The 13,163-nt window shown below is 64.4% G+C and carries 12 protein-coding genes and 1 tRNA gene; 1 reads left to right on the forward strand and 12 read right to left on the reverse strand.

From position 1 onward, the window contains the following. The first annotated feature begins 93 nt into the window (after positions 1-93). Entirely contained in the window at positions 94-1,440 is a 1,347-nt protein-coding gene (locus tag AC1DVS_RS12480; protein ID WP_478023422.1) for a hypothetical protein, read from the forward strand. 117 nt (positions 1,441-1,557) lie between these two features. Here the strand turns inward: AC1DVS_RS12480 and AC1DVS_RS12485 are convergent, their stop codons facing one another. The 12 genes from AC1DVS_RS12485 to AC1DVS_RS12540 form a co-directional block, all read right to left on the reverse strand. After that, positions 1,558-2,538 (reverse strand): hypothetical protein, encoded by a 981-nt coding sequence (locus AC1DVS_RS12485; protein WP_478023423.1) that lies wholly within the window; start codon positions 2,536-2,538, stop codon positions 1,558-1,560. A gap of 325 nt (positions 2,539-2,863) precedes the next feature. Next, entirely contained in the window at positions 2,864-3,241 is a 378-nt protein-coding gene (rplL, locus tag AC1DVS_RS12490; protein ID WP_478023424.1) for a 50S ribosomal protein L7/L12, read from the reverse strand. Between the two features lie 68 nt (positions 3,242-3,309). Continuing rightward, positions 3,310-3,831: a 50S ribosomal protein L10 gene (gene rplJ, locus AC1DVS_RS12495; protein ID WP_478023425.1), complete on the reverse strand. Its 522-nt coding sequence runs from the start codon at positions 3,829-3,831 to the stop codon at positions 3,310-3,312. A gap of 300 nt (positions 3,832-4,131) precedes the next feature. Next, a complete protein-coding gene (locus AC1DVS_RS12500) occupies positions 4,132-5,868 on the reverse strand; it encodes a VanW family protein (RefSeq protein WP_478023427.1) in 1,737 nt (578 codons plus the stop codon). A gap of 126 nt (positions 5,869-5,994) precedes the next feature. Beyond that, a complete protein-coding gene (rplA, locus tag AC1DVS_RS12505; protein WP_478023428.1) occupies positions 5,995-6,693 on the reverse strand; it encodes a 50S ribosomal protein L1 in 699 nt (232 codons plus the stop codon). Positions 6,694-6,697: 4 nt separating this feature from the next. Further along, entirely contained in the window at positions 6,698-7,129 is a 432-nt protein-coding gene (rplK, locus tag AC1DVS_RS12510; protein ID WP_478023430.1) for a 50S ribosomal protein L11, read from the reverse strand. A gap of 182 nt (positions 7,130-7,311) precedes the next feature. Beyond that, on the reverse strand, positions 7,312-7,848 hold the full coding sequence (gene nusG / locus AC1DVS_RS12515) for a transcription termination/antitermination protein NusG (RefSeq protein WP_478023432.1): 537 nt from the start codon (positions 7,846-7,848) through the stop codon (positions 7,312-7,314). 14 nt (positions 7,849-7,862) lie between these two features. Beyond that, complete coding sequence (gene secE / locus AC1DVS_RS12520) at positions 7,863-8,057, reverse strand: preprotein translocase subunit SecE (protein WP_478023434.1); 195 nt, start codon at positions 8,055-8,057, stop codon at positions 7,863-7,865. A gap of 179 nt (positions 8,058-8,236) precedes the next feature. Next, positions 8,237-8,383 (reverse strand): hypothetical protein, encoded by a 147-nt coding sequence (locus AC1DVS_RS12525; RefSeq protein WP_478023435.1) that lies wholly within the window; start codon positions 8,381-8,383, stop codon positions 8,237-8,239. Between the two features lie 260 nt (positions 8,384-8,643). After that, positions 8,644-8,720 (reverse strand) — tRNA-Trp (locus AC1DVS_RS12530). A gap of 98 nt (positions 8,721-8,818) precedes the next feature. Further along, entirely contained in the window at positions 8,819-11,185 is a 2,367-nt protein-coding gene (locus tag AC1DVS_RS12535) for a putative bifunctional diguanylate cyclase/phosphodiesterase (protein WP_478023437.1), read from the reverse strand. 176 nt (positions 11,186-11,361) lie between these two features. After that, complete coding sequence (locus AC1DVS_RS12540; RefSeq protein ID WP_478023439.1) at positions 11,362-13,131, reverse strand: fatty acyl-AMP ligase; 1,770 nt, start codon at positions 13,129-13,131, stop codon at positions 11,362-11,364. Positions 13,132-13,163: the final 32 nt, after the last annotated feature.

The following is a 13,163-nucleotide window of genomic DNA, read 5'->3' on the forward strand; positions in this document are numbered from 1 at the left end:
TTTGTCGTGCGGCCGTTCCTTGTCGTATCGCATTCAGGAATGGCACGCTAAGGCAGTCTTGTGGGGACGATAACCAAGAAAGCCGCTCGCCGGGTGCGAGCCTGTTCGATGCTGGTGCTGGGCGCGGCGATAGTGACCGCGACGGAACCAGCCTGGGGCCAGACCAGCCAGCCGACGCCGGCTCCAACGCCGGCGCCGAGCCCTGCGCTCGTCCCCGGACTCGAGCATTTCAGCTTGCAGCCGGGCGGTGCATCGCAGGTGCCGCGCCCCGCCCAGACGCCGCCAGCTGCATCCATCCCGCCGCCGGTCGTCCGCACGCTGCCGACGCCTGCCCCGACTCAGGCGCGTAATCCTCGCGCAGCTGCACCGACCCCAACACCCACACCGACGCGGGCGCCGGCTCAGACACCAACGCCGGCACCGGCGGCGCAACCACAGCCCGTGGCCCCGCCGGTGGCGCTTCCCACTGCGGTGCCGACCCCTGAGCCGAGTCCGATTCCAACGGACATGCCTACGGCCGAGTCGTTGCCGCCGGTCGTGCTGCCCCCGATCCCTGAGCCCACCAGCGAACCATCGCCGGCGGCGCCCGATCTCGATCGCGGCTATCGACTCAATGGCTGGCAGGCCTATGCGGCGATCGGCGGCGGCGCCGCGACATTGTTCCTGCTGGGCTGGCTGACCTATCTCTGGATCCGTCGACGCGAAGAAATTGCCGACGAGCCKGCGCCCGAACGGCACGCGCGCACAACATTCGATCTCGGCGCGGCGGACGCGCCCCCTGTCTTGCCTCCGCGACCGGCAGCACCAGCAGTGCCGCCTCCGGCGCCGGCATCGCCGCCTGCACCACCGCCGCAAGCGGAGCCTGTCTCCGCGGCTTATCCGGCTGAAGCGGCCCCGGCGGCGCTGGGTGTGGCTCCGGTGGCAACCCAGCAGGTCCTGGCGCGGGCGAGCCTGGATATCGAGCTGAAGGCGAAGCGCGCCGGCACCAATTTGCTCAGCGCCGCTGTCGAGTATCAGATCCTGGTCACCAATTCCGGCGAGGCCCCGGCGCGCCTGGTGACGACCGATGTCCGCATCCTGACCGCAGGTGTCCAGCAGGATGCGCTGCTTCAGGCGCTGTTTGCCGCGCCGATCGAAAAGCCCGTCACCGATCCGTTCGACATTGCGCCGGGCGCGACGGCGGCGCTCGACGGCATGGCGATGGTGCCCAGGGACGCGCTGAACGTGATGACCGTGGAGGGCAGGGCGCTATTTATCCCGGTTCTCGCGATCAACCTGCGCTATGAATGGGATGGTGGCGCCGGGCAGACCGCGAATTCGTTCGTGATCGGGATCAATCGCGGCGAGGGCGCGAAGATGGCCCCTTTCCGAGCTGACGGCCCGCCGCGCATGCACAGCGAGGTGGTTCAGCTGGCCTATACGGTTTCCGTGCGCAGCTGACCGGTTGAAGTCGGCTACCCACAAAAAAGCGGCCGATCGCAACCGGCCGCCATCGAGTAAGATTGGAATGACCGCAACCTGCCGGGGCGATCATCGCCCCGGCAGATCGGCTAAAGGTTATTTTTGAACTACCGACGTCGTCGGGAGGCCGATATTGCCAGCGTCCGGGCCGAGCCGGTTATTGGTGAACGACTGGATCGTGCCGCCGCTGTTCGTCTTCAGGCCCTGGCTATTGCCATAGATGCCCGAATTGGAAATCCGGATGGTCGCGCCGGCCAGAGCGGCGACGCCGACATTGAGATTGCCGGCGATGGTAACGCCATCGAGATTGACCGTCTCGCCAATCACTCCGCCGATCGAGTTGGCTTCGACGCCGCGCCCGACATTGTACGAGAAGTTGCTGTTGACCACGGTCACCGTGGCGCCGTCGTTGACTTCGAGCGCCATATTCGCGTCGGAGATCGTCACATTGTCCAGCATGCCGCCGATGGCGACGCCGCCGACTGAGGTGAACTGGACGCCGTTGCCGATCGTGTTGCTGATAAAGACATCCTTCATTACCAACTTCGCGCCGACGCTTGCCGCGCTGGGCTCGAAGCTGACCGCCGGGACGTTGCCGGTGCCCTGGTTGTTGATGAGGACATTCTGCATCGTCAGCGATTTGCCGCTGAGGAAGCGCACGGCATAGGTGCCGACAGTGGTGCCCGCGCCATCGATGTTGAGGTTGCGGAGGTACACCTTGATGGTGGGTGCCGTTCCACCGTTCGGATCGTTGATGATGACGCCCGAGACGCCGGAATTCAGGATCCCGCCGGCTGCCCCGCCTTCGCCCTCGGCGCAATCGAGTGTAATCGACTTGGTGATGGTGACCGAACCGAAGCCGCCTGGATCGAGGCAGTCGATCTCACCGGTGGCCGCGGTCTTCGAGATCGCGCCCTGCCAGGTCTTGCAGGGTGCGGTGCGGCTGCAGGGATTGGCATCGTCACCGACACCCGAAATCCAGGTCCGGGTCGCCTGCGCACTTGCCGGTGCGGCGAAGCACAGGCCGAAGAGCATCGCCGTCGCGGCAACGCTCAGCATCTTGATCAATCTGTTCATGGACTTAAGTCCTCCCCGTTTGAAGCATTCGAGAAATCGGGACGAAAACACCGAGAATCCGAATGCGTCTGCCAATACTGCCATCCCCGGCAGAAATCGCTCGTAACGAATCGTTCAGGACAATTCTACGTTACCAGCCACTGAAACGCGGTAGCACAAGTCTCGTATTGAGGCAGCAGATTTAGCCGGGCCCAGTGGCCAGCCCCATTCTGCAATTCTTGCCTAGTGGCGCCAGTGGTTCGTCTCATGGCTAGCATGAATCAAAAAGGGGCGACCTCTTGCGAGGCCGCCCCATTTTCTTTTTCGGATAATCCGAAGATCGAGATTACTTGATCTCGACGGTCGCGCCAGCTTCTTCAAGCTGCTTCTTGATCTTCTCGGCCTCGTCCTTCGACACGCCTTCCTTGACGGCCTTGGGAGCCGACTCGACGAGCGTCTTGGCTTCGGTCAGGCCGAGCGCGGTGATCGCACGGACTTCCTTGATGACGTTGATCTTCTTGCCACCGTCGCCGGTGAGGATCACGTCGAACTCGGTCTGTGCTTCCGCTTCCGGCGTTGCCGGGCCGGCGTTGTTGGTACCCATCTGTGCGACGGGAGCGGCGGCGGAAACGCCCCACTTGTCTTCGAGCAGCTTGGAAAGGTCGGCCGCCTCGAGGACGGTCAGGGCGCTCAGCTGGTCAACCAGCGCGTTAAGGTCTGCCATGTTCATTCTCCATATGGGGCGCATCGGCCCCGATCAGTTCAGTTCAAAAAGTCGTCGGATGCCTGAAATCAGGCAGCTTCCTTGTCCTTGTCGGCATAGGCCATGAGCACGCGTGCGAGCTGAGCCGCGGGAGCCTGGGTGACGGTCGCGAGCTTGGTTGCGGGTGCAACCAGGAGGCCCAGGATCTTGGCACGCAGTTCATCCAGCGAGGGCAGCGATGCGAGCGCCTTCACTCCTTCGACGTCGAGGACAGTCGCGCCCATCGATCCACCGACGATTTCGAACTTGTCGTTCGTCTTCGCGAAATCGACCACAACCTTGGCTGCGGCGACCGGATCGATCGAGGTGGCAAGGCCTACCGGCCCGGTGAGCAGATCGCCCAGCGAGAGATAGTCGGTGCCGTCGAGCGCGATCTTGGCAAGCTTGTTCTTCGAGACCTTATAGGTCGCGCCGGCGTCGCGCATCTTGTTCCGCAGCACAGTGGACTGTGCGACGGTGAGACCGAGATTGCGGGTGACGACCACCACGCCGACCTCGGAAAAGGTGCGGTTCAGTTCGGCGACGAGCTCGGTCTTTTGAGCACGATCCATGCCATTCTCCACGTGTCTGACCCGCTGGCCGAAGCCAGTGGGCCGGTTGAACCGGAGGCGCGACTAACCCGCGCATCCGGGTTGTCCGTCGATTGGGGCATGGGAACTGAGCGCATGAGCGAACAGCAGACCGTCGCGCCTGGGCGCGAGCGGCTAAAATTCCATTCCCCGTCTCGGTGGGAGATTAAGGCCGGAGGATTCCGGCCACCCACTGTCTCGGACGGTGACTCGTCAGACGCGAACGTCTGGCGAGCGAGGGGGCGCTGTTAGCGAGGTTGGCGGGAAAGTCAATCTCGGGCGTCAGATCGCCGGCATTATCGCGAGCAGCGCCGCGCGCAGTGCGTCGCTGTCATCGGGTGCCACCAGTGCCAGTCCGGGCTGGGGCGGCAGCCCGCATGCCGCTGTCGCGATGACTGGCAATCCCGCCGCGAGCGCTCGCAATAGGGTGTGCGGCCGATGTTCGACAAGGGCAGGGAGGACTACCCCGGCGAGTTCAGGCGGCTCCTCGTGCGGGCGGAGGAGGCGGACGTTCAGGCCGGACCAGAAACCGGGTTCTTCGTCAGCGCCGCGTTGGATCAGGAGCTCGATGTCGAGGCCCTGCATTGCCTCGCGCATGGCGTGGGCGCCTTTGCGGGCGAGGGCAGGGCCGGCGAAGAGGAATGTCCGGCCGCCTCGCTGCGCCGTGAGGGGTGTGGCAGGTTCCCAGTCCAGAAGCTCGACACGATCGGTCGGGAACAGCGCGGCCACGGCGCGGTGTGCGGTGATCAGGCCGGCTGCCGCTCCCAATGCCTCGCGCTCCGCTGTCACGATCAGATCGGGAGCGCGAAAATCGCCGAGGGTGGTGCTTTCGGGATGGCGCCCAAGGGCTTCGTCCAGCGCGCTGTGAAGTACGCTCATCGGCAGCCGGTCCATCAGAACCTCGAAGCTGCGGCCTTGCAGCGCGCCGGAGAGCCACAGATGGGGAAGAAGCGCCTGCGCGACGATCAGGTGCGTATAGTCCGGCGAGAGGCGCCGGGCATGCGCGGCGGCGAGGCGCGCATCGGCGGCGAGCAGCAGGCCCGCGCGGGGTGTTCTCGCCGGCGCTGCGCGGAGGGCAAGCGAGCGGCGGATGGCGGCGAGATCGGCGGTTTGCTCCGCGCCGAGGCGGGGCCATGCGCGGGCGCTTGCGCCGAAGCGGCGGGTGGCGAGATGGAGCCTGTCATCGGGGCCGGCACGCTTTCGGCACAAAGCTGTGAATTCCGGTGTCGCTCCATCGACCAGCCAGGCGGTTGGCGGCGCGGCGGTCTCGCTGTCCGGATTGTGGCGATGACAGGTGGCCTGTCCGCAACTCAGGCAATCATGCGCTGCCACCCCTGCGAAGAAATTCGGCTCGGGCGCGTCTGTTTGCGGGCCGTAGCCGCGGATCGTCAGCTCGAGATCGTCTGCAGTCAGGCGTGCCTCGATCCGGAACGGCCTTGGCCCGCGCATCCGGAGATCGAGATAATTCCAGAACACGGTGGCGTCGCGCCCTGCCGCGGCGCGTGAGCCGGGGACGATGCGGGTATGGCCATGGCGCTCGACGATCTCGAGCCCGGCCTGAAGCCCGGCATCGTACAGCGCATTGGAGAGCTGGCACAGCCCGCCGCCGATCGTCGCGATCATGCAGCCCTCGCGCAGCTCGCGGCCCGGGACGAAACCGCGCCGGCGGACGGGACGGCCGACCTGGCGCCAGAAGCTGAGTGTGCGACCAGCCTCGACCTCGATCCCGTCCAGGCCGCGCAAGGCAGAGCGCAGATTCTGGATCTTGCCGGCGTTGAGCAGCCGGTCCTTCTCGCCGCCCGCGCTCGTCCAGAGCGGCGTGCGAACCGTCGCCAGGATCGGCGCGTCCACCAGGTCGGCGGCGCGGGTGTGGCGCAGGGGTGCGAGGCCCGGCGTCACGTCCCGCAGGGCGCGCCGCGCGCGGAGCAGGTTCGCTTTGGCGGCGAAGACCAGCGCACTCACACGCGTCGGCACACCCGCATTGGGCAGCACCGCAGCAGTCGCGAGGCGATTGGTCACTAAAATCCTCTCATCCGAGCGCGCGAGGATTCCTGCTCAGACTGGGCGAGTCAATCACTGCACTGAATAAGCAAAAGGGCCGGAGTTTCCTCCGGCCCTCCGCATTTCTATCGATCGTGCCGAAGATCAGGCCGAAGCCACCTCGGCGGTGTCGACCTTGATGCCTGGGCCCATGGTCGAGCTGACCGCAATCTTGCGGACATATTTGCCCTTGGCACCCGCGGGCTTGGCCTTGACCAGCGCATCGACCAGCGCGTCGAAGTTCGCGCGCAGGTCTTCGGCCGGGAAGCTTGCCTTGCCGATGCCGCTATGGATGATACCGGCCTTTTCGACGCGATATTCGATCTGGCCGCCCTTGGCAGCCTTCACGGCTTCAGCAACGTTCATCGTCACGGTGCCGAGCTTCGGGTTGGGCATCATGCCCTTCGGCCCAAGGATCTTGCCGAGACGACCGACGACACCCATCATGTCCGGGGTCGCGATGCAGCGGTCGAAATTGATCGTGCCGCCCTGGACGATCTCCATCAGATCCTCAGCGCCGACAACGTCAGCACCAGCTTCACGAGCTTCGTCAGCCTTGGCGCCCTTGGCGAACACGCCGACGCGGACCGTCTTGCCGGTGCCCTTGGGCAGGGTGACGACGCCGCGGACCATCTGGTCGGCGTGGCGGGGATCGACGCCGAGGTTGACGGCGACTTCGATCGTCTCGTCGAACTTCGAGGTCGCATTGGCACGGGCCAGTGCGATCGCTTCATCGACGCCGTGCAGCTTCTCGCGGTCGATCGTCGTGGCGAGAGTCTTCGCCTTCTTGGTCAGCTTTGCCATGATCTCAGCCCTCCACCACTTCGAGGCCCATCGCGCGGGCAGAGCCTTCGATGATGCGGGTTGCCGCGTCGATATCGTTGGCGTTCAGATCCTTCATCTTGGTCTCGGCGATCTGGCTCAGGATCGAGCGCTTGATCTTGCCGGCCGAGAGCTTGCCCGGCTCCTTCGAGCCCGACTTCAGGCCAGCCGCCTTCTTGATGAGATAGGACGCCGGCGGCGTCTTGGTCTCGAACGAGAAGCTGCGATCCGCATAGACGGTGATGACGGTGGGAAGGGGCGTGCCCTTTTCCTGGTCGCCGGTCTGGGCGTTGAACGCCTTGCAGAATTCCATGATGTTCACGCCGCGTTGGCCAAGCGCCGGGCCGATCGGCGGCGACGGATTGGCGGCGCCGGCTGGCACCTGCAGCTTGATATAGCCGGTAATCTTTTTTGCCATGTTTCACTCACTCTGTAGATGGCCAGACCGCTGACGCGCCCTGGCCGGTTCAAGTTTAGCGGTGTTGACGGTGGTCCGAAGACCGCCTCCCGCGTCGTCCCGACCAAGGCCGGGACCGCTGAGTTTCAGCCACTGCGCTTTACAACGCAGCGGCCCCGGCCTCCGCCGGGGCGACGGACGAATTACTTCGCCCGTTCGACCTGTTCGAATTCCAGCTCGACCGGCGTCGCACGGCCGAAGATCGAGACCGACACCTTGACGCGGCTGCGATCGAAATCGAGCTCCTCGACGATGCCGTTGAAGCTCGCGAACGGGCCGTCGAGCACCTTCACCGAATCGCCGATCTCGTAATCGACCTTCATCTTCTGCTTCGGCGCGGCGGCTGCCTCGTCCTTCGAATTCAGCATCCGCGCAGCTTCAGTCTCGCTGATCGGCTGGGGCTTGCCCATCGATCCGAGGAAGCCGGTCACCTTTGGGGTGTTCTTCACCAGGTGATAGACGTCGTCGTTCATGTTGAGCTTTGCGAGGACGTAGCCGGGCATGAACTTGCGCTCGACCGAGACCTTCTTGCCGCGGCGGGCCTCGGTGATCGTCTCGGTCGGCACTTCGATCTGCTCGACGAGCGCGTCGAGACCCATGCGGGTAGCCTCGGCCATGATCGAGTCGCGCACCTTGCCCTCGAACCCGGAATAAGCGTGAATAATGTACCAGCGCGCCATGTGTCGTCCCAAATTCAGTTCGCGAGGCTGAGCAGCATCTTCACGATCGCCTCGAAGATCGTGTCGATCCCGAAGAAGAAGACGGCCAGCAGCGTGGTCATGATCATCACCATCACCCCGGTCATGACTGTCTCGCGCCGGGTCGGCCAGACGACCTTCTTGGTCTCCGCCTTTACCTGGTTGAAGAACTCGAGGGGTGTGGTTTTCACGCTGTTCAGCTCGCTTTTTAAACGCCGAGAGATCGAGGCATGGGACCGCTGCCCGGTCCAAAGGAACCGGCGCCGTCCAATCCTCGATTTCGGATTGACCGCGCAGATAGCGCTGGTGCGCCCGGAAAGCAAGAGAAGAGGGGGGAAAGATCGGCCCATATGCCTGCGGGCACGAAACCTCACCTGGCGTCGGGGGTGAACTGCGCGTGCTGGTGCCATTGCTGCATAACGGCCTCTATCTCGCCCGGCAGCACGTCCCCATCGGGGCAATTGATCCAGGCGGCGCTGCGCGTCTCCGGCGGCAGGGACAAATATCCGTAGGCCATGAAGATAAACGGGCCCTTGGCTATGACAATCCCGGGCTCGCGGGGCGCCGAAACTTCTTCATTTCGTGCCATTCTATAAAGAATAGACGGCGCATTCATTGCGGTTCTCGGCATTGGACATCTTCTGCGGTCAACATGCTCGCCCTGTCGCGGCATCCTGTCCTGTGGTAATGCCTTAGCGTATTTCGCATCATCGCATGATTACGTAATACCCGCCAACGCCACGCCGCTCGACTTATGGGGCGTTCTTATATGGATGGTGGCAGGGGAGCTCGGACTCGAACCGAGGGCCTTCGGTTTTGGAGACCGACGCTCTAACCAACTGAGCTACACCCCTGTGCGGTGGCGGGCTTTAGCGCGGCGCGGTCGCCCGGGCAAGACGTTAGCGGGATTGGCGAACTGAAACTGGGACGGTCGATGCAGTCGGCGGGCAGTTTACGCCGCTACCGCCTTGTTCCAGTTGCGGTTCGCGATCACGCGGGCTTCTTCGACCGGCAGGGGGCGGCCGAAATAATAGCCCTGCACCTTGGTGCAACCGAGACCCTTGACCATCAAATGCTCCTCCTCGGTCTCGACGCCTTCAGCCGTTGTCGCCATGCCGAGGCTCTGCGCGAGTGCTACGACCGCACGGATGATCGCGATCGCCTCGGGCACGCCCTTGGAGGCGCCCTGGACGAAGCTGCGATCGATCTTGATCGACGAGAAACGCGTCCGGCTGAGATAGCCGAGCGAGGAATAGCCAGTCCCGAAATCATCGAGGCTGAGGCGAACGCCGAGATCGAGGATGCGCTCCAGCACTTTCGTGGCGCCGGTGCCCTCGCGCATGAAGACGCTCTCGGTTACCTCGAGCTCGAGCCGTTCCGCGGGCAGGCCGCTATTGGCGAGCGCCGACGCGACGACCGAGACGAAGGTCGGGTTGTGGAGCTGCTCGGGGGAAACATTGACTGCGACCCGCGCGGGCGAGGTCCAGCGTGCCGCCTCGTCGCACGCCGTCCGCAGCACCCATTCGCCGATCGGTCCGATCAGCCGGGCCTCCTCGGCCAGCGGGATGAACTTCATCGGGGAGATCGGGCCGAGCTCCGGATGAGTCCAGCGCAGCAATGCCTCGAAGCCAGTGAGATCGCCCGTGTCGGCGGAGACGACAGGCTGATAATGCAGAAGCAACTCGTTGTTCTGCACGGCCTTGCGCAGTGCCATTTCTAGAACGCGGCGCTCCTCGGCATCGACATGGAGCTGCGGCTCATAGTTGCGGACGATACCGCCGCCGGTATCCTTCGCGCGACACAGCGCGAGGTCGGCCGAGCGGATCAGCATCTCAGCGGTCCGCCCGTCGCGCGGACCCGTTGCGAGACCGATGCTCGCGCCGACATAAAGCGTATGCTTGTCAATGTCATAGGGCCGCGACAGCGTTTCGATAATGGTCTGCGCAAGCTTCTCGACTCGCGCGCTATCGGATGCTTCGCGCACCACGACCGCGAACTCGTCGGCGCCCAACCGGCCGATCACTTCATTTTCGGACATCATCTGGCCGAGCCGTTCGGTAACCCGGCTGAGCAGCCGATCACCGATCTGGTGGCCGAGCGTGTCGTTGACCGCCTTGAAGCGGTCGAGGTCGACCATCATGAAGGCGCAGCGGCTGCCCCATTTCTCCGCATCGGCCATTGCCTGGGCGAGCGTCTCGTTGATCAGCAGCCGGTTGGGCAGGCCGGTCAGCGTGTCGTAGCGCGCCATCCGGCTGATCTTGTCTTCCGAGGCGCGTTGTTCAGTGACATCCGAGCCGACGCCACGGAAACCGACAAACGCACCCGTATCGTCGAACCGAGGCGTGGCGGCCATTTCCCACCAATGTTGCTCGCCATTGACCTCGACCGGGAGAAGCAGGTCGCGGAATGCAGTCCGGTCCTTCAATTTCGCCGCCAGGGTCCGCAGGCCGGGGGAGAAATTGCCGGCTTCCCAGGTCGGGCCCGCCAGCATCTGCAGGAACGGCATCCCGTTCACCTCGAGCGGATTGAGCCCCAGCGAATGCGCAAAGCGCGGCGCGGCACGAACGATGCGGCGGTTGATGTCGGTTTCCCACAGCCAGTCTGCGCTGTTGCCTTCATGGGCTTCGAACTCGCGCAGCAAGAGGCTGACCGTCTCATCGCGCTCGGCAAGCGCGATCTCGCCCGCGCGGATCACGACCAACGCCTTGCCGCGCCCGAAGCAGCTGATCATCAGCAGGGCGGTGAAAAACAGCGCGATCGCAGCCAGAAGCGGACCGCCGACGAAAAACATCATGGTCGAGAGCGCGGTTCCGAGGATGCCCAGAAAGACCAGAGTCGCAAGCGGCAATGCGGCCATCGCAACCGCCGAGGCAGTCATCAGCAGCGATACGACGATCCACAGGTTGAGCGCGGTAGTGGGGCCGGCATAGGCGCCGAAAATAAGCTCGGGCAGCGACCAGATCGCGGCGAGGGCGATGCCTTCGGCCACCGTGTCGCGGACATCGCCAACCGTCGCGGTCTGCGAGGTGCGCTGGCGCGCGGCGAGTCGGCGGAAGGTAATGGTGGCGGCGATAGCCGCGACAATCGCACCCCAACTCGCCAACAGCCAGAGCGGCGCGACCCGCTGAAGCACCAACGTTACAAGCATCGCGGCGATGACATTGGCGCCGAGCAGGAACAAGGCGAGCTGCCCGCCCGCATTGAGCTGAGCCGCTCGAATCGGGCCCCAGTCGGTCGAGTCGGCCGGATCATACAGGCCGAGCAGCGCACGCACATCAAGCCTTGGCTTGGCGAATTGGGAGGATGGTTCGGTGCTCACACAATCCGAAATAACCGCGAGGTGGTTAGCGGATGGTTAGGTTCGCGCCGATTCGAAGCATTTTTTTGAAATTTGCGCCGAAATACAGCCATGCCGGCTGGAAAAAGCCTTCACGCCGCATGAAAAATGAGGTGCCTGAACGGCGAATCGAGCTCCCGCAGCCGCCAGAATTCGACTCAGGCGGCGATATCGTAGGGCTTGATCTCGCCATTGAGATAGAGGTTTCGCGCCTTGGCGCGGCTGAGCTTGCCCGAGCTGGTGCGCGGCAGCGTGCGCGGCGGGATCAGTTCGATCACGCAGTTCATGCCGGTGACGGAGCGCACGCGCTCGCGAATTTCCTCGCGCAGCCGCACCCGTTCGGCATCGTCAGAGCTGCGGCACTGGACGAGCACGGCGGGGGTTTCCTCGCCGCCTGGCGTGGTAATCGCGAAGGCGGCGATGTCGCCCGCCTTGAAACCGGGCAGCTGCTCGACTGCCCATTCGATGTCCTGCGGCCAGTGATTGCGGCCGTTGATGATGATCATATCCTTGGCCCGGCCGACGATATAGACATAACCGTCAGACAGATATCCCATGTCGCCGGTGTCGAGCCAGCCGTCGGTCATGCAGGCAGCGGTCGCATCCGGATCGCGGAAATAACCCACCATCACTGAAGGACCCGAGCACCAGAGCTTGCCGATCGCGCGCTCGGGAAGCGGGGTGCCGTCTTCCTCGCGAATCTCGACCTTCATGTCGCGCACCGGTTTGCCGCAATTGACGAGCGCGCGGTAACGCTGCGGCCGATCGCGGCCGGCTGCGACACCGGACAGCTGAGTCTCCTCGACCAGCTCGACGCGGATGCCCTCGCCCGGCGGCATGATCGAGACCGCAAGCGTCGCCTCGGCCAGACCGTAGCTCGGCAGGAAGGCGCTCGCCTTGAAGCCCGCATCGGCAAAGGCGTCGACGAAATTCTGCATCACGTCTGGGCGGATCATATCGGCACCGTTACCGGCGACGCGCCAGCGCGACAGGTCGAACCGGTCGCTCGCCTTGGTCTGGCTCGACATGCGGCGTGCGCAGATATCGTAGCCGAAGGTTGGCGAGTAGGAGAGGGTGGTGCCCTGGTTGCGGCTGATCATGTCGAGCCAGGCGAGCGGGCGCCGCGCGAAATCTTCGGTTTTCAGGTAATCGGTCGAAACCTGGTTGGCGACTGGCGACAGGAAGCAGCCGACCAGCCCCATGTCGTGATACCAGGGCAGCCAGGAGACGCAGCGATCGCTTCCCTGCAGTTCCATGCCATGGCCATGCGCGGCGAGATTGTTGAGCAGGGCGTGATGCGTGATCGCGACGCCGTGCGGGAAGCGGGTCGATCCGCTGGAATATTGCAGATAGGCAATGTCGCTGCCCTTCGCGGCCGGCAGCGCCGTCTCGATCGCAGGGCGGGCAATCAGTTCGTCCCAGGCCACACCCTCGGTGCCGACGAGGCGCGCCGCCTCGCCTGCCATCTGGCCGAGCTCGGGCGGGTAGATCAGCATCGTCGGGTCGCAGCTGCCGAGCTGGACGCGAAGCTGCTCGATATAGGAATCGCGCCCGCCGAACGATGTCGGCAGAGGCAGCGGCACCGGCCACGCGCCCGCATAGATCACGCCGAAGAACAAAGTGGCGAACTCAGCGCTCGTCTCGGCGACCAGTGCGATGCGGTCCGCGGGCTTAACGCCGGCGGCGATCAGCCGATACGCCATCGCAAGCGCATCCGTGCGCAGTTCGGCAAAGGGATAGGGGCGAACGAGCGCACCGCGCGCATCGTGGAAATTCAGGCCCCGCGCGCCGCTTGCCGCATAATCCAGCGCGTCACCCAGGGTTTCGAAATCGGCGAAACGGCGCACGAGGCTATCCTCGGTCGCGGTCGGTGTCACCGCGGCCCCCGGGGCCAACAGCCTGTCCGATTCCAGAACATCACTCACCATCTTCTTTTTGCGCCCTTGATAACGGCCTTTCC

The sequence above is a fragment of the Sphingomonas sp. P3_C5 genome, assembly GCF_056402635.1.

Bases quoted from the DNA above. Each gene is read 5' to 3' on its own strand.
- AC1DVS_RS12485 (WP_478023423.1), bottom strand. From the start codon at position 2,538: ATGAACAGATTGATCAAGATGCTGAGCGTTGCCGCGACGGCGATGCTC.
- rplK (WP_478023430.1), bottom strand. From the start codon at position 7,129: ATGGCAAAAAAGATTACCGGCTATATCAAGCTGCAGGTGCCAGCCGGC.
- rplL (WP_478023424.1), bottom strand. From the start codon at position 3,241: ATGGCAGACCTTAACGCGCTGGTTGACCAGCTGAGCGCCCTGACCGTC.
- AC1DVS_RS12525 (WP_478023435.1), bottom strand. From the start codon at position 8,383: ATGGCCTACGGATATTTGTCCCTGCCGCCGGAGACGCGCAGCGCCGCC.
- nusG (WP_478023432.1), bottom strand. From the start codon at position 7,848: ATGGCGCGCTGGTACATTATTCACGCTTATTCCGGGTTCGAGGGCAAG.
- rplJ (WP_478023425.1), bottom strand. From the start codon at position 3,831: ATGGATCGTGCTCAAAAGACCGAGCTCGTCGCCGAACTGAACCGCACC.
- rplA (WP_478023428.1), bottom strand. From the start codon at position 6,693: ATGGCAAAGCTGACCAAGAAGGCGAAGACTCTCGCCACGACGATCGAC.
- AC1DVS_RS12540 (WP_478023439.1), bottom strand. From the start codon at position 13,131: ATGGTGAGTGATGTTCTGGAATCGGACAGGCTGTTGGCCCCGGGGGCC.